14 protein-coding genes are annotated in these 16,441 nt (G+C 67.2%); 3 read left to right on the plus strand and 11 right to left on the minus strand.

The genetic code is table 11. The annotated features are described in order from the left end of the window. Positions 1 to 194: 194 nt before the first annotated feature. From NRG74_RS04285 to NRG74_RS04295, 3 genes are read right to left on the minus strand one after another with little or no spacing between them, the layout of a single operon-like run. On the minus strand, positions 195 to 1,121 hold the full coding sequence (locus NRG74_RS04285; RefSeq protein WP_257705796.1) for a sugar ABC transporter substrate-binding protein: 927 nt from the start codon (positions 1,119 to 1,121) through the stop codon (positions 195 to 197). Positions 1,122 to 1,167: 46 nt separating this feature from the next. Further along, a complete protein-coding gene (locus NRG74_RS04290; protein ID WP_133861009.1) occupies positions 1,168 to 1,956 on the minus strand; it encodes a TIM barrel protein in 789 nt (262 codons plus the stop codon). Between the two features lie 5 nt (positions 1,957 to 1,961). Next, positions 1,962 to 2,978 carry a Gfo/Idh/MocA family oxidoreductase gene (locus NRG74_RS04295; protein WP_017641423.1) on the minus strand — a complete coding sequence of 339 codons (1,017 nt, stop codon included), beginning with the start codon at positions 2,976 to 2,978 and terminating at the stop codon, positions 1,962 to 1,964. A 182-nt stretch (positions 2,979 to 3,160) separates the two neighbouring features. Between NRG74_RS04295 and NRG74_RS04300 the strand changes: the two genes are divergently transcribed. After that, positions 3,161 to 5,146: a sigma-54-dependent Fis family transcriptional regulator gene (locus tag NRG74_RS04300; protein ID WP_017641422.1), complete on the plus strand. Its 1,986-nt coding sequence runs from the start codon at positions 3,161 to 3,163 to the stop codon at positions 5,144 to 5,146. A gap of 81 nt (positions 5,147 to 5,227) precedes the next feature. Here the strand turns inward: NRG74_RS04300 and NRG74_RS04305 are convergent, their stop codons facing one another. From NRG74_RS04305 to cydP, 6 genes are all read right to left on the minus strand, one after another. Beyond that, positions 5,228 to 7,189, minus strand: a complete 1,962-nt coding sequence (locus NRG74_RS04305) for a methyl-accepting chemotaxis protein (RefSeq protein ID WP_257705797.1) — start codon at positions 7,187 to 7,189, stop codon at positions 5,228 to 5,230. Between the two features lie 214 nt (positions 7,190 to 7,403). Then, the gene (locus NRG74_RS04310; protein ID WP_257706552.1) at positions 7,404 to 7,700 is read right to left on the minus strand and encodes a cyd operon YbgE family protein; all 297 of its coding nucleotides are present in this window, start codon (positions 7,698 to 7,700) and stop codon (positions 7,404 to 7,406) included. Beyond that, positions 7,687 to 7,803: a cytochrome bd-I oxidase subunit CydX gene (gene cydX / locus NRG74_RS04315; RefSeq protein ID WP_007158843.1), complete on the minus strand. Its 117-nt coding sequence runs from the start codon at positions 7,801 to 7,803 to the stop codon at positions 7,687 to 7,689. Before cydX ends, NRG74_RS04310 begins: the two co-directional genes overlap by 14 nt. A gap of 25 nt (positions 7,804 to 7,828) precedes the next feature. After that, the gene (gene cydB, locus NRG74_RS04320) at positions 7,829 to 8,968 is read right to left on the minus strand and encodes a cytochrome d ubiquinol oxidase subunit II (RefSeq protein WP_257705798.1); all 1,140 of its coding nucleotides are present in this window, start codon (positions 8,966 to 8,968) and stop codon (positions 7,829 to 7,831) included. Between the two features lie 10 nt (positions 8,969 to 8,978). Further along, positions 8,979 to 10,592, minus strand: a complete 1,614-nt coding sequence (locus tag NRG74_RS04325; protein WP_257705799.1) for a cytochrome ubiquinol oxidase subunit I — start codon at positions 10,590 to 10,592, stop codon at positions 8,979 to 8,981. Positions 10,593 to 10,624: 32 nt separating this feature from the next. Then, positions 10,625 to 10,768, minus strand: coding sequence for a cytochrome oxidase putative small subunit CydP (cydP, locus tag NRG74_RS04330; RefSeq protein WP_017641416.1), 144 nt, complete (start codon positions 10,766 to 10,768; stop codon positions 10,625 to 10,627). A gap of 259 nt (positions 10,769 to 11,027) precedes the next feature. On the opposite strand from cydP, the gene NRG74_RS04335 reads away from it, so the two are divergent. Together NRG74_RS04335 and NRG74_RS04340 are read left to right on the plus strand one after the other, a co-directional pair. Further along, positions 11,028 to 11,288 (plus strand): hypothetical protein, encoded by a 261-nt coding sequence (locus NRG74_RS04335; protein ID WP_017641415.1) that lies wholly within the window; start codon positions 11,028 to 11,030, stop codon positions 11,286 to 11,288. Positions 11,289 to 11,353: 65 nt separating this feature from the next. Then, positions 11,354 to 12,355 carry a membrane dipeptidase gene (locus tag NRG74_RS04340; RefSeq protein ID WP_064309025.1) on the plus strand — a complete coding sequence of 334 codons (1,002 nt, stop codon included), beginning with the start codon at positions 11,354 to 11,356 and terminating at the stop codon, positions 12,353 to 12,355. A 35-nt stretch (positions 12,356 to 12,390) separates the two neighbouring features. On the opposite strand, the gene NRG74_RS04345 is transcribed toward NRG74_RS04340, so the two are convergent. After that, entirely contained in the window at positions 12,391 to 13,530 is a 1,140-nt protein-coding gene (locus tag NRG74_RS04345; protein ID WP_051226162.1) for an NAD(P)/FAD-dependent oxidoreductase, read from the minus strand. 244 nt (positions 13,531 to 13,774) lie between these two features. After that, positions 13,775 to 16,243 carry a PAS domain-containing protein gene (locus NRG74_RS04350; RefSeq protein ID WP_257705800.1) on the minus strand — a complete coding sequence of 823 codons (2,469 nt, stop codon included), beginning with the start codon at positions 16,241 to 16,243 and terminating at the stop codon, positions 13,775 to 13,777. Positions 16,244 to 16,441 lie beyond the last annotated feature (198 nt).

Here is a 16,441-nt window from a genome sequence, read left to right on the forward strand (position 1 = left end):
CGGTAAATGAGCGTCGCGCCAGCGGAGCAAGGGACCGCCACTGACGCCTTGCTCCCGCTGGACGCGGTACTGAGCTGTCCCGGGCGTCGGTTTTCAGCCTTCAGGGGCGCTCCTGCAGGGCGGTCGCTCTTTTCCGGCAGCGACCCGCATAATTTCGGGACGCTACGCCGTTCAGGCCGGCGCGCTCCCGGTCGCTACTTAAAACGAGCGGTGTAATCCGCCAGGTTGCCGGGCGTGATCAGCTCGTACGGCACCCAGACATCCGCCTGGACCGGTTCCTTGCGGATCATCCTGAGCGCGGATTGCACTGCCTGTACGGCCTGGCCGCGGGGGTCCTGGAACACCGAGGCGGCCAGCAGTCCGCGCTTGATGGCCGCCTGACCATCGGGCAGACCATCCACCCCCACCACCGGAACCTGACCCTTGCCCATTCCGGCCTGTTGCAGCGCCATGGCGGCGCCGATGGCCATCTCGTCGTTGTTGGCGACGATGGCGTCGAAATGGGTCCCGGCAGTCAGCCAGTTGCTGGTCAGGTCCATGCCCTTGCTGCGGTCCCAGTCCGCGTTCTGCTGGGCGATCACCTTGATGTCGGGATAGGCCTTGAGCGCTTCCATGAGACCTTCGGAGCGGCCGCGGGTGGCGTTCTGGGTCAGCTCGCCCATGATCAGGGCGATGTTGCCCTTGCCGTTCAGCTGCTTGGCGATGAACTGCCCCTGCAACTGTCCGGCCTGCAGGTCGTCCGAGGCCACCGCGACCACCCCAGCGGGCAGCTTGGGATCGTCCGGGCGCCGGTTGACGTACACCAGTGGAACCTTGGCCGTGGTGGCGGCGCGGGTAATGTTGACGGTGGCGGCGGTGTCCACCGGCAGCACGATCACGGCGTCCACGTTCTGCGCCAGGAAGCTCTGCACCTGGTTCAGCTGGCGAACGACGTCGCCCTGGGCATCCTCGAATTGCAGGCTGATCTTTTCCGCCTTGCCCGCCTCTTCCAGATTGCGGCGGACATAGGTCATGAAGTTGTCGTCGACCTTGGCGATGCTGACCCCGATACGGTAGTCGGCGAGGGCCAGGGGCGTCAGGGCGAAGGCGAAGGCGGCGCACAGCAGGTTGCGAAGCAGCATGTTCAGTTCCTCTTGTTGTTATGCGAGCGGAAACATCTAGCGGGGACTACAGGGTGAAGGCCGTTCTGAAGCGTTCCAGCGCACGCTCGGTATCACCTTCGGCAGCCCAGCCTTCGAGGCCGACCACACCGCGATAGCCGAGCCTGGCGAGGGCCCGGGCAATGGCCGGGTAGTGAATCTCGCCGGTCCCCGGCTCGCAGCGCCCCGGGACATCGGCTACCTGGATCTCGCCAATGGCCGACCCGGCCCGACGGATCAGCTCGATCAGGTTCCCTTCGCCGATCTGGGCATGGTAGAGGTCCAGGTTGAGCCGCAGGTAGGGACTGGCCACCGCCTCGATCAGGGCCAGGGTGTCTTCGGCGCGGGCGAAGGGCACGCCGGGATGGTCCACCGCGGTATTGAGGTTCTCCAGCAGGAAGACCCGGCCGGCGGACTCGCCCAGGCGGGCGATCTCGGCGAGGGTGTCACGCGCCGCCAGCCAGTGATGGCCGCTCACCTCGGCCAGCGGCTTGACCGGCAGGCCGCGTGGGTCCAGGCCGGTGCCATGCAGATTGAGCGAAGGGCAGGCCAGGCGCTCGGCCACGGCCAGGGATTCCCGGGCACTGGCCAGCAGGGCGGCACGGCCTTCGGCGCTCACCAGGTCGCCTGAGACATAGCCGGTCATGGAGGTGAAGCGCGCGCCGGTGGCCGCCAGGGCGTCGATGTCGTGGCGCGTCCAGTCCCAGATCTCCACGGCGAAGCCCAGGGCGTGCAGGCGGCGGACCCGCTCTACGAAGGGCAGGTCGAGAAAGACCATTTCGGCGCTGACAGCCAGGATGAAGGGCGATGAGGTCATGGGCTTCACTCCGCGACGGCGACCGGCTGGCCGGTCTGCACCGATTCGATGGCGGCCAGGGCGATGGCCAGCGCCGCCCGGGCATCGTGGCCGCCCACCGGCACCGGGGTGCCTTCGCGCACGGCATCGACGAAGGCGCGCAGCTCGGCCAGGTAGGCGTCGCGCAGCAACTCGGCGTCGGAGCGCTGGGTGGTCTGGCTGATGCCTTCGGCGCCGTAGTAGACCAGCTCGCTGGTCCGGGCGTCCCCGGCGGTCAGCATCCCCGCGCTGCCGAACACCTCGCCGCGCACGTCGTAGCCGTACACCGCCTGGAAGTTGGCCTCGGCGGTGGCGATGGCGCCGTTGTCGTAGCGAATGGTCACCACGGCGGTGTCCAGTAGGCCGCGGTCACGGAAATCGGGGCGCACCAGGGCGTCGGCCACTGCGTAGACCTGCACGGCGCGGGCGCCCGGATTGAAGAAGTTGAGGGTGTCGAAGTCGTGGATCAGGGTCTCGAGGAAGATGGTCCAGGGTTTCACCGCCGCCGGATCGTGCAGCGCCGGATCGCGGGTGAGGGAGCGCAGCAGTTGCGGTGTGCCGATCCGCCCCTGGACGATCAGCTCCCGTGCGCTGCGGAAGCTGGTGGCGAATCGCCGGTTGAAGCCCACCTGCAGGGCCACGCCAGCCTCCGCGCAGGCGGCGATGGCCCGGTCGGCCTCTTCCAGGGTCACGGCCATGGGTTTTTCGCAGAACACCGGCTTGCCGGCGCGGGCGGCGGCCACCACTAGTTCGGCATGGCTGCGGGCCGGGGCGACGATGACCACGGCCTCGACGGCGGGATCCTCGATCAACGCCTGGGGGTCGGTGTGGATATGGGCGACATCCAGGGTCTCGCCAAGCCGGGCAGCGGCACCGGGCGCCGGATCGGCCAGGGCGACCAGCCGCGCGCCATGCAGGTGCCGGGCGAGGGCGGTGGCATGGAAGGTACCCATGCGACCGGTACCAATGAGGCCGAGGGCGAGGAGGGGGTTCGTCTGGGGCATGAGGCGTTCTCTTGTGGTTGTTATAGGCGTGGGCGATGCGCCCGACAGGGAGGGAGCAACCGCCATGCCAGGGCAGGAAAGGCAGCCAGGTCGCGGGCTGCAGGACTTGCCAGTCCGCTTTGATGTCTATAAAAAAGACATGTCCAGCTGGACATGTCCAAAGGGTGGACGAGGAGCCGAAGATGCAGGAGCAGGTAGCCCCCAGCGAACTGACGCGGGAATTGCGATTCGTCAGCGAGCTGCAGCGGCCGCCGGTCGCCGAAGGTGTCCAGCGCGAGCTGGATGCCGCCTGGACGGACTGCCTGGCAGGGGCCACTGAACTGGTCGCGGTGCGGCCGGTGATCCGGGCGTCCTGGCTGCGCAGCCGCGCGGCGGGCATCGTCGCGGAGGAATTCCACTACGAGTTCGTCGAGTCGCAGGAGCTGGCCCGCCGGCTGCAGCGGCAGCGCGAGCTGCTGGACATCGCCGCGCCGGTCATGGCCGAGCTGTTGCGCTACAACCCGGACGGGCACCTCAACCTGGCGGATGCCGAGGGCGTGACCCTGGCCGCCTGCGGGCTGGATCTCACCCCGCTGGGCAGTCGTCTGCTGGAGTCGGTGCAGGGCACCAACTGCACCGGCCTGGCCCTGCGCGAGCAGCGGCTGGTATTCGTCCTGGCGGGCGAGAATTTCAAGCGCGAGCTGCGCGAGCGGCGGATGCACTGCGCCTCGGCGCCGGTCCGCGACACCCAGGGACGGCTGCTCGGCGCCCTGACCCTCACCGCGGCGGTGGGCAACTTCCACTGCCATACCCTGGGCACGGTCCAGGCCGCGGCCGATGCGATCTCCCGCCAGCTGGCGCTCACCGCGCTGCTGGACGAGCAGCAGCGGGTGCTGGAGGTCCTCAACGAAGGCGTCATCCTGCTCGACGACGACCGCTGCATCCGTAGCCTGAACGGCTATGCGCGGCGCCTGCTGCAGCTCGACGATCCACAGCGGGGGCGCCCCTTCGCCAGCCTCATCACCCGGGACACCGACCTCGACCTCTGGCTGGATCGTCGCTGGGAACGCCAGGACCGCGACCTCACCCTGTTGCTACCAGACGGCAGCGGCTTGCCGTGCCTGGCCTCCGCCGCGCCCATCGCCCAGGGCGGCTGGGTGCTGTCGCTGCGAGAGAATCGCCGCATCCGCGAGATCACTCGGCAACTGCTGGGTACCCGGGCGCGTTACAGCTTCAGCGATATCCAGGGCCGCTCGCCAGCCTTGCAGAACGCCTTGCGCGTGGCTCAGGCAGCCAGCCACAGCGAGGCCACGGTGCTGGTACTGGGAGAAAGTGGGGTAGGCAAGGAGCTGTTCGCCCAGGCGATCCATAACGCCAGCGCCCGGCGGCATGGGCCCTTCGTCGCTGTGAATTGCGGCGCCATCCCGCGCGACCTGGTGCAGAGCGAGCTGTTCGGCCACGTCGAGGGCGCCTTCACCGGCGCCGCCCGCGGCGGTGCGGCGGGCAAGTTCGAGCTGGCCGATGGCGGCACGCTGTTTCTCGACGAGATCGGCGACATGCCCCTGGAAGCCCAGGCGAGCCTGCTCCGGGTGCTGCAGGAGGGCGAGGTGACCCGGATCGGTGCCAAGAAGGCCCAGGCGGTGGACGTCCGCGTCATCGCCGCGACCCATCGCGACCTGGCCCAGGCCGTGACCGGCGGGAGCTTCCGTGGGGATGTCTTCTATCGCCTCAACGTGCTTCCCCTGCAGGTACCGCCATTGCGGGAGCGTCGCGAAGACATTCCGCTGCTGGTGGCTACTCTGCTCAAGGCGCTGAGCCGTCACCTGGAACGGCCACCGCCGGCCATCGCGGACGAAGCGCTGACGTTGCTGCTGGCCCATAGCTGGCCCGGCAACGTGCGGGAGCTGGAGAACGTCATCGAGCGGGCGGTCAATCTGGCCCAGGGGCCGCTCATACAGCCGGGAGACCTGCCACCTTCGATGGTCGCCAACACGCTGTCCACGGATACCGAGGGCGAGCGCCTCACCCCCCTTGAAGCGGGGCAGCGGGACCTGATCCGTGCCACCTTGCAGCAGACCCGCGGCAACCTTCGTCAAACCGCGACCCGGCTCGGGATCTCGCGCGCCGGGCTTTATGTGAAGCTGCGCCGCTACGCCTTGAATCCGGCGGATTTCCGGCCAGGACGCTGAAATCCGGCAGCGCCAAACTGCAGCGAGCCACGTTCTGGCGAGCGCGTCCTGGCCTGCCGCTCGCTGGCAGCCCCGGCGGCATCAGGCCACCCGGAAACGGCCGACCAGCGCTTGCTGCTGTTCGGCGAGGCGGGCCAGTTCGCGACTGGTGACGGCGGTCTGTTCGGCACCGGCGCTGACCTGGATCACCAGGTCGTTGATGTCGTTGACGTTGCGGCTGATCTCTTCGGCGACCTGACTCTGCTGTTCGGCGGCCGAGGCCACCTGGATGTTGCGGTCGTTGATCAGGGTCACGCCCTCGGCGATCTCGCCGAGCAGCTCGCCGGCGCGGACCACGTTGCTGGCGCCGGTCTGCACCTGGCTCAGGGTCTCCTGCATGGCCTGGGTGGCACGGTCGGAGCCGCTCTGCAGGTGGCTGATCATCTGCTGAATGCTGCCGGTGGATTGCTGGGTCTTCTGCGCCAGGGAGCGCACCTCGTCGGCCACCACGGCGAAGCCACGCCCGGCTTCACCGGCGCGCGCGGCTTCGATGGCGGCGTTGAGGGCCAGCAGGTTGGTCTGCTCGGCGATGCCGCGGATCACGTCCAGCACCGAGGAAATGGCATCGCTCTCCTGCTTGAGTTCGGCGATGATCTCCGAGGTCCGCTCGGCCTGCACCGACAGCCCCTGCACCAGGCCGATGGTGGCCTGCAATTCGCGGCGACCCTGGCTGGTGTTGCCCTCGACCTGGCGCGAGCCTTCGGCCGCCTCGGTGGTACTGCGGGCGACGTCCTTGACCGTGGCGCTCATCTCGGCGATGGCGGTAGCCACCTGGTCGGTCCCCAGACGCTGCTGGGCGACGTTCTGGCTGGTCTGGATGGCGACCGCCGACGCCTCTTCGGCGGCGGTGGCGACCTGCACGGTGGCGGCGCCGATCTCCTGGATGACCTGGCCGAGCTCCTGGCTCATCAGGTTGAGGTTGCCGGTGATGGTGCCGAACTCGTCCTTGCCCTGGTAGGCGCAACGGGCGGTGAGGTCACGGGTGGCCAGGCGGGTAAGGGTGTCGTTGACCTGCTCGACCGCCTGCTTGATGTTGCGAATGATCACCCAGGCCAGCGCCGAGACGGCCACCAGCACCAGCAGCACCAGGCCGAGGGTGGTCCAGAGATCGCGACTGGCGCCCGCACGGGCCTGTTCGGCCTGGGCGCCGACGCTGGCACCCAGGTCCGCCTCCACCTGGCCCATCAGGTCGATACGTTGGGTAGCCAGGTTGAACCAGTCCTCCGGCTTGACGCCCAGGGCATCGCCCAGCGGCACGGTGAAGGCCAGCTGTTGCAGGCGGGTGACTTCCATGGCACTGGGCTGCTTGAAGGTGTCGTCGAGCTGACGGATGAATTCAGGCGTGGCCTTGCGCTGGAAGGCGTCGGCGTAGGCGGAGAATTCGCCCAGGTTGCGGGCGAAGCGCGACAGCAGGCCAGCGTCGAAGCGATTCTGGTTGAAGGCCAAGCCCAGCAGTACACGCTCGCGGCCGGCGCGTTCCTTCATCTCGACGAAGAGATTGAGGGCGCCCAGGGCGCGCAGGATTTCAGGATCATCAACACCCGCTTCGAGGGCATGGGTGTAGCCGATCAGCGCCTTGATCAGGTCGGTGTAGGCCGCGCCGGACTGGGTACTGTTGAGCGCCAGGCCATCGACCTTGCTGCGCAGGTCACGCAGGGTGTCCAAGGCGCGCATGGCGGTCTGGATAGCGGCGTCGTTACCGGTGGCCAACGCACTTAGGTTGTTCTGTGCCTTATCGCTACCTTCGCGGAAGGTCTTGAGCTTGTCCTGCATCGACTTGCCACCACTGCCGAGGAACACGCCGCTGGCACCGCGCTCGCGCTGCAGGCTGGTGACCAAGGCACTGACGCGCTCGGCCGTGGCACTGGCGGTCACGGTGTGCTTCATGTTCTTGAGCGTTTCGTAGCGATCGGCGGTGTAGAGGCCCGAGATCACCAGGAAGCCGGCCAGGGGCAGGAGCAGGATCAGCAGGAGTTTGGTACTGAGAGGGGCGTTCCTGAGCATCGTGAAAGTCTCTGAGGCGGTCAGCGGGTGCGCCGACGACAAGGTAAGGAGCCGGCGAGTCGAGGTCGATTCCGAATATGTCGGCACCTGCAGACGAACCTTTATCGTCAGATTATTTTTTGCTGCGAGCGTGGGGGTGAGACGCACTGCCAGGCGATAAACCTGGTGGTCTGAGCGGCGTCCGGGAATGCCGGACGCTATCATCAGACTTCAATCAGCCCAGCTGTGCCCTGATGAGCAGGGCGTAGCCCAGCACCAGCAGCGGCCAGCCCACCACTGGCCCGAACACCAGGCGCCACAGCCACAGGCGCGGCACGAAGCCCACGCCGTGGACCAGCCCAGCCGAGATGCCGAGCATCACCGCCATCAGCAACGGATGGCTGTAGTGGCCGCTGGCGTCGAGCATCAGCCCCGGGTGGATCAACAGCAGCAGCGCCAGGGGCGCCGCCAGCAGCAGGGACAGCGTCCGCCCCAGTGGGTGGACGCGGGGCAGGGGGTCAGCACTCGGCATCGTCATGGACATCGAGCTCCCGGGTGCTTTCCAGCCAGAGGGCGTTGATGATGCCGAAGCTCGCGGCGAGCAGGACACCGAGGATCCAGGTGAAGTACCACATGGCATGTCTCCTTGAGAGGGGCTGATCAGTAGAGGCCGTGGGGGTTGGCGTCGATGAAGCGGTCGTCGACCTTGCCCCACATGCGCACGTAGCTCCACAGGGTGTAGGCCAGGATGAGCGGCACGAAAATGGCCGCGGCGACGAACATGATGCCCAGCGTCTTGTGGCTGGAGACGGCGTCCCAGATGGTCAAGCTCGAGGCCGGGTCCAGGCTCGACGGCAGCACGAAGGGAAACAGCGCGCAGCCGGCGGTGGCGAGAGTGCCAACGATGGCCAGGGAGGTGCCGGTGAAGGCCAGGCCGGCCTGACGCCAGCTGCTGCCGAGCAGCGCCAGGACGCTGCCGAGCGCGGCCAGCACCGGGGCGAGCAGGGTCAGCGGCTGGGTATGGTAGTTGGCCAGCCAGCCCGGATTGCCGGCGGCTACCACCTTGTGCAGCGGATTCAGGGCGCTGCCCGGATCGCCCTGGCTGACCAGCACATAGCCGTCGAAGCCATAGGCCAGCCAGACACCGGCCAGGCCGAACGTGACGAGATGGAGCAGGGCGCACAGGCCGGTGGCCCGGCGAGCGCGCTCGCCCAGGGCGTTGTGGGTGCGCAGCATCAGCCAGCTGCCGCCATGGGCGCAGAGCATGGCCAGGCTGACCAGGCCGCTGAGCAGCGCGAAGGGGTTGAGCAGCGCGAAGAAGCTGCCGCTGTAGGTGGATCTCAGGGTGTCGTCGAGCTGGAAGGGCACGCCCTGGAAGAGGTTGCCGAAGGCCACGCCGAATACCAGGGCCGGTACCAGGCTGCCGGTGAACAGGCCCCAGTCCCAGGCGTTGCGCCAGCGGGTGTCGTCCAGCTTGCTGCGGTAGTCGAAACCCACCGGACGCAGGAACAGGGCGAAGAGCACCAGCAGCAGCGCCCAGTAGAGCCCGGAGAAGGCGGTGGCATAGACCATCGGCCAGGCGGCGAAGAGGGCGCCGCCGGCGGTGATGAACCAGACCTGGTTGCCGTCCCAGTGCGGCGCAATGCTGTTGATGGCGGCGCGGCGTTCCTTGTCGGTCTTGCCGATCAGGGGCATCAGGATCATGGCGCCCATGTCGAAGCCGTCGGTGAGGGCGAAGCCGATCAGCAGGACGCCGATCAGCACCCACCAGGTGAGCTTGAGCACTTCGTAGTCGAACATGGCAGTCTCCTCAGGCGTTGGCCGGTGCGACGGGCTTGGCGGTGGCGGCCTGGCGCAGGGCGTCGCCGACCTGGGCAGCCCGTTCGTGGAAGTAGCGGCCGGTGTGCAGGCTGCTCGGGCCGAGGCGAGCGAAGCGGATCATCAGGTACATCTCCACGATCAGCAGCAGGGTGTAGAAGGTCACCAGGGCGCCGATGGAACCCCACAGATCGGCCGGGGCCAGGGTCGAGGCCGACAGGTGGGTGGGCAATACCTCGCTGATGGTCCAGGGCTGGCGACCGTGCTCGGCCACCCACCAGCCGGTCTGGGTGGCGACCCAGGGCAGCGGCAGGCTGAACAGGGCCCACTTCAGCAGCCAGGGCTTCTTCAGCTCGTTGCGCCGGGTCGAGGCCCAGAAGGCGCAGATGAACAGCGCCAGCATCAGCACGCCGCTGGCGACCATGATGCGGAAGGTCCAGAACAGGCTGGCGACCCCAGGGATGGTGTCCCGCGCGGCCTGCCGGACCTGCTCGGGGGTGGCCGTGGCGGGATCGTTGACGTATTTCTTCAACAGCAGGCCATAGCCCAGGTCCTGCTTGTGGGCGTCGAAGGCTGCGCGGGTGGCGGCGGAGTCGTCGCCGGCACGTAGCCGCTCCAGCAGCGCGTAGGCCTGGGCGCCGTTGCGGACGCGGGCCTCGTATTGGCTGACCAGATCCTTGATGCCGGTGACCTGTTCGGTGGTGGAGCGGGTGGCGATCAGGCCCATCAGATAGGGGATCTTCACCGCGTAGTCGGTGCGCATCTCCTGTTGATTGGGGATGCCGAACAGGGTGAAGGAGGCCGGGGCTTCCTCGGTGTTCCACTCGGCTTCGATGGCGGCCAGCTTGACCTTCTGGACCTCGCCCACGCGATAGCCGGATTCGTCACCCAGCACGATCACCGAGATGACCGCGGCGGTACCGAAGGCGGCGGCCACGGCGAAGGAGCGCCGGGCGAAGCCGATGTCGCGGCCCTTGAGCAGGTAGTAGCTGGAGATCGCCAGCACGAAGATGGCGCCGGTGACGTAGCCCGAGGCGACGGTGTGGACGAATTTCACCTGGGCCACGGGGTTGAGCAGTAGGGCACCGAAGTCGGCCAGCTCCATGCGCATGGTCACGTAGTTGAACTCGGCGCCGACCGGGTTCTGCATCCAGCCGTTGGCCACCAGGATCCATAGGGCGGAGAGGTTCGAGCCCAGCGCCACCAGCCAGGTCACCAGCAGGTGCTGACCCTTGGACAGGCGATCCCAACCAAAGAAGAACAGCCCGATCAGGGTGGATTCGAGGAAGAAGGCCATCAGGCCCTCGATGGCCAGGGGCGCACCGAAGATGTCGCCGACATAGTGGGAGTAGTAGGCCCAGTTGGTGCCGAACTGGAACTCCATGGTCAGGCCGGTGGTGACGCCCAGGGCGAAGTTGATGCCGAACAGCTTGCCCCAGAACTGGGTCATGTCCCTGTAGACCTGTTTGCCGGTCATCACATAGACCGACTCCATGATTCCCAGGATCACCACCAGCCCCAGGGTCAGGGGCACGAAGATGAAGTGATACAGCGCGGTCATGCCGAATTGCAGGCGTGACAGGTCCACGACGGATTCCGAGATCATCCCGGCAATCTCCTCAGAAGGGGGAAAGGGTGCTAGTCCAGCAGGTGGGCGCTGACCGCCTGGGTGGCGTCGGGCGGGACCGTGGGGGCGCTGAACCAGAGGCTCTTGATCACCATCAGCAGCGCCAGCTTGATCAGCAGGATGACCAAGAGTTCTTTGACCAGGCGTCCGTTCATGGCGACCTCGCGAGCCGTGGCGCCCCTCCAGGGCGGAGTGGCGGCTGCATGCAGGATGCGCCTGCTGGCCCTGGGCAAAACTGATCCAGATCAATTGGCCAGTGGCCATCGCCTGGGGCAGGTTGTCGCAGCCGTTCAGGTCGGGTTCAGAGGCGTTAAGACAGCGTTAAGACGCCAGGGCGCAAGGTAGCACCGTGACTGACGCCGGACCGCTTCCGCGGTGACGCCAGCCCCCATGTTCAAGACCGGAGAATCCACCATGAACGTCTTCAACAAGATGGCCGCACTCGCCCTGCTCAGCACCGCCAGCTACACCGCCATGGCCGCCGAGATTAACGAAAGACGCGCCCAGGCGGCGCTGCAACCCAAGGCGGCGCACGCCGAGGTCGTGGCGGTTCAGCAGCAGGCATCGGCACACTGGGACCAGGTGCTCGATCCCCAGGCCTATGGCCAGGCCGCGGTGCGCTATCAGGCGCGGGCCGTGGATCCGGCGCTGCTGCGAGGCGTGAACGTCGGCTAGCGCCGAGGCCGGCCCCAGTCTGCATGCTATGTTGAACCCCTCGAGACGTGTGGAGGGGGACGAGGATGCAGACTGTCGCGGCCATGGCAACAGGCCTCAAGCCGATACGCTGGGAGGCACATGCCTGCCTGCCCCTGGTGCCGGGACAGGATATGTCTGGCTTGAGTCGCTATCGCGACGCCGGCTTCCATCATGTGTCGATCAATGTCGGCATGGACATGACGCCTTTCACGACGGTGCTGCAAACCCTCGCCGGCTTCCGTGCCTGGCTGGCCCGGCATGACGCGCACTTCCGTCTCGTCGGCGAGGTGGCCGACCTCCACCGGGCGCACGAACAGGGCAAACTGGCCGTTTCCTTCGATCTCGAAGGCTCGACCATGCTGCTCGACGACCCGGCGATGGTCGGGCTCTATGCCGCCCTCGGGGTACGCCAGATGCTGCTCGCCTACAACCGCGACAACGCCTGCGCCGGGGGTTGCCATGGTGAGGGCGGCGGTCTGACGACGCTGGGTCGCGCGGTGGTGGCGGCCGGCAATGCCGCGGGCATCACCCTCGACTGTTCCCATGCCAGCGAGCGTGCCAGCCTGGAGATCATGGCGGTCTCGACCCGGCCGGTGGTCTTCTCCCACACCAACATCAAGGCGCTCCATGATCATCCCCGGACGATCAGCGATCGGCAGATCCGCGCCTGCGCGGAACAGGATGGCGTGATCGGCCTGACCGGGCTAGGCATCTTTCTGGGTGATCCCGGAGCGTCGGTGGCCAGCTATATCCACCAGATCGACTACCTGGCGGAACGAGTCGGAACCCGGCATATCGGCATCGGACTGGATACCGAGTTGTACCCTGCCGACCATGGCCTTCCTACGGGCGTCAACGCGGAAGATTGGTGGCCGGCGCGTCATTATGGACAGCCTCACGGTCATACCCAGTTGCAACCCGAGGCGCTCCCTGAACTGGTACGCCAACTGGCGGGTCGGGGCTACGCCGCCGCTGACATCGACGCCATTCTGGGCGGGAATTTCTTGCGCATCGCGAGCCAGACCTGGCCGTCTGCGGTTACCTGAGTCCCGGTGCAGGGCGCTGTCCCAGGTCTCTTGGCCTAGACGTACTGCGCCGCCGCGTAGCCCGAAGCCCAGGCCCACTGGAAATTGAAGCCGCCCAGATGGCCGGTGACGTCCAGTACCTCGCCGATGAAGTACAGGCCAGGCGACTTGAGCGACTCCAGGGTCTTGGACGAGACCTCGCGGGTGTCGACGCCGCCCAGGGTGACCTCGGCGGTGCGATAGCCTTCGGTGCCCGCCGGGATCAGCTGCCAGTCGTGCAGCCGCGCCGCGATGGCCTTGAGTTCGTCGGGGGTGTACTGCTTCAAGGGCTTGGACTGGAACCAGCTGTCGGCGAGCAGGGTAGCCATCTTCTTGGTGAACAGCTCGCCCAGCAGCGTCTTAAGCTCGCTGTTGGGGCGCGCCTGGCGCTGCTCGGCGAGCCATTGCACCAGGTCGAGGTGGGGCAGCAAGTCGATGCTGAGGGTGTCGCCCGGTTGCCAGTAGGAGGATATCTGCAGGATCGCCGGACCGCTCAGGCCACGGTGGGTGAACAGCAGATTCTCGACGAAGCTCTGGCCATTGCAGCTGATCCGGCAGTCTTCCACCGCCGTGCCGGACAGGGCGCTGCAGAATTCCTTCTGCTGGGGATCGGTGATGGTAAAGGGCACCAGGCCGGCGCGGGTCGGCAGCAGCTGGTGGCCGAACTGGCGCGCGACCTGATAGCCGAAGCCGGTGGCGCCCAGGGTCGGGATCGACAGGCCGCCGGTGGCGATCACCAGGGATTCGCCGCGCACCGGGCCCAGGCTGGTCTGCAACTGATAGCCGCCTGGGTCGAGGCGGGTGATCTCCTCCACCGAGGTATCGAGGCGGATGTCGACGCCGCCCTGTTCGCACTCGTCCAGCAGCAGGGCGAGGATGTCGCTGGCCTTGTTGTCGCAGAACAGCTGGCCGAGCTTCTTCTCGTGGTAGGGCACGCCATGCTTGGCCACCAGGGCGATGAAATCCCACTGGGTGAAACGCGCCAGAGCCGATTTGCAGAAATGTGCATTCTGCGAGAGGAAGTTGGCCGGCTCGCAATAGAGGTTGGTGAAGTTGCAGCGGCCGCCCCCGGACATGAGGATCTTCTTGCCCGCCTTGTTGGCGTGATCGAGTACCAGCACCTGGCGCCCGCGCGCCGCGGCGCTCAGGGCGCACATCAAACCGGCCGCGCCGGCCCCGATGATGATGACCTGGGTATCGAACACTCTTGACTCCTTGCCTGCAGATAGGGGGCCACCGGCCCGCGGCGGCGCATGTTACCTGATCGCCCGCGCTGCAGGGGTGGCCGCTGTCGGCCCGTCCTGGTGCTCCGTCGCGCCCGCTCCTGCGCGGTCGCCGCGCGCGGCGCAGGGCGGTCGTCACCTGAGCGTGGGCCAGTGCCTCAGCGTTGCCGGGACCGTGCTAGGTCGCCAGATGCGTCTCGGGCTCGGCCAGGATTCCCTGCAGCCGGCGCGACAAGGCTTCCGCCGAGTAGGGCTTGTGGATCAGCTCGAAGCCCTGGGCGCCATGGGTCGCCAGCACGTGGCTGTAGCCCGAGGTCAGCAGGATCGGCAGGCTGCGATAGAGGCGTCTGATCTCGATGGCCAGTTCGAGTCCGCTCATGCCGGGCATGACGACATCCGAGAAGACCACGTCGAACTGGCCTGGCTGGTCGGCGAGCAAGGCGAGGGCGCTCTCGGCAGTTACGGCCAGCACGGCGTGGTAGCCGAGATCGCTCAGCAGATCGACGGCGAAGGTACCGACCTCGAGATTGTCTTCGACCACCAGGACGGTGATCCCGCCGCCGTCGGCCGTTGCCGTGGCGTCATTGAGGGATGACGGCTGCCCGATCGTTGGGGCGACCGGCAGATAGAGGTGGAAGGTCGTCCCGCGGCCGATCTCGCTCGTGACCCGTACCTCGCCACCGGACTGCTTGATGAAGCCGAACACCTGGCTCAGGCCGAGACCGGTGCCCTGGCCCACTCGCTTGGTGGTGAAGAAGGGCTCGAAGATCTGCTCCAGGTGCTCCCGGGCGATGCCGCTGCCGTTGTCCGCCAGGGCGATGGCCACCGCCGGCAGGGCGAGTTCGGGCTGTGCCGCGTTGGCCGGGATGCAAGCGACGGTGCTGACGCTGATGATCAGGCGACCGGCACCGCTCATGGCGTCGCGGGCGTTCACCGCGATGTTCACCAGGGCGGTATCGAACTGGCTGGGGTCGGCATAGACCAGGCAGGGGTCGTCGCTCAGGTCGAGTTCGATGCCGACGTGCGAGCCGAGCAGGGTTTCCAGCATGTCGCTCATGGCCAGCACATTCTCCCGGGCGGAAAACACCTCGGGTGCCAGCGTCTGGCGGCGGGCGAAGGCCAGCAGCTGGCCGGTCAATCTGGCGGCGCGATCCACGGTGGTGGAGATCGCCTCCAGGTAGCGCTCGCGGCGGGCTTCGCTGAGGTTCGGGCGCTTGAGCAGGTCGCAGGAGGTACGGGCGACCGTGAGCAGGTTGTTGAAGTCATGGGCGACGCCGCCGGTGAGCTGGCCGATGGCTTCCATCTTCTGCGCCTGGCGCAGGGCGTCCTCGGCGGCCGCGAGATCCAGCGTCTGCTGGCGTTGCTGGGTCACGTCGCGCACGGTGGCGTAGATCAGTTCGCCATTGCGCGTGGCATTCCAGGAAAACCAGCGGTGGGAACCGTCGCGATGGCGGTAGCGGTTTTCGAAGCCGACCAGCGCAATGCCCTGCTTGACGTCGCGGAACGCCTGGCGCGTGGCAACGAGGTCGTTGGTATGGACAAAGGCCAGGAATGGCTGGGCCCTGAGTTCTTCGAGCGACCAGCCCAGGGTCAGCTGCCAGGCCGGATTGAGGTTGACGAAGAAGCCCTCGAGGTCCGCCACGCACAGTGGATCGGTCGAACAGTTCCAGATCTGATCGCGCTCGGCGGTGCGCTCCGAGATGCGCTGCTCCAGTTCGCTGTTGAGCGCGGCGATGGCTTCGGCTCGGGCCTGTTGCGCCTGCTGGGCGAGGATGCGGCTGCTGATGTCGCGGGAGATGCAGACGATCTTCACCTCGCCGGTGCCGGCCACCGCGAAAGGCGAGCAGGACACCTCCCACCAGCGTGGCTCGCCACGGGCGGTGGGGCAGAAGCCCTCGACCCGGGTGGTCTGGCCGTCGACGGCACGCTTGACGGCGTGGCGGATCTTCTCGACTTCCTCGTCCGGCCAGAGCGCCGCGTACTCGCGGCCCATCACCTGATCGACGGACCGCAGCTGGTTCAGCTCCAGGCCCTGGGCGTTCATGAATTCGATATGACCCCCGGCGGAGAGGACCTTGACGCAGTCCAGGCTGGCCTGGAGCAGGCTGCGGGAAAAGCCCTCGCTGTGCAGGACGTTGCGGGCGGCGAGGAAGCGGCGCTGGGCGCCGATCTCCAGCGCGATCATGCCGGCGAAGAGTTCGAAGGCCGCCAGTATCTCGGGGCTGCTCGGCGTGGCCGGTCGTGGGTCGATGGCGCAGAGGGTGCCGAAGAAGCTGCCATCGTCCAGCACGACGGGGACCGAGATATAGCTGCGCAGGCCGTAGCGCCGGGGCGTGTGATGGTGACGGTAGCGGTCGTCCTGCGCGACGTCGTCGATCACCACCGGCTGGCGATGGTCGCGGATCTCGTCGCAGATGGTCGATTTGAGTTCCAGCTCGCCCCCGGGCTGGAGGCCGAAACCGATGAGATCGAGGGTGCTGCAGGCGATCCAGTGGTCGTCGGTCACCCGGGCGACGGCGGCGAAGCCCATGCCGGTCATCCGGCAGACCACGTCCAGGATCTTGGGCACCGCAGCGATCTCGGCGATGAGCTCGAGGTCCTGGGCCAGGGCGTACGAGGGGACGGGAGTCGAGGTGAGAATGCTCATCGGGTCGCTCGTACGGTTGCCTGCCCGGGCAGCAGGGAAGATGGCGAGCGACAGGCTGAAGCCTCCAGCACCGATGCCAGAGGGATTCGTCACAGGCCGTGCGCGGCCAGTATAGCGAGCATCCAAGCGAAGCGGGGGACGGGATGCCCGCTAAGTTGCGAGGGGCATCTCCGTCTTTGGCCTGCGGCCGCCGTCGGC

It is taken from the genome of Pseudomonas oryzihabitans, from assembly GCF_024652905.1.
Classification (GTDB): domain Bacteria; phylum Pseudomonadota; class Gammaproteobacteria; order Pseudomonadales; family Pseudomonadaceae; genus Chryseomonas; species Chryseomonas benzopyrenica.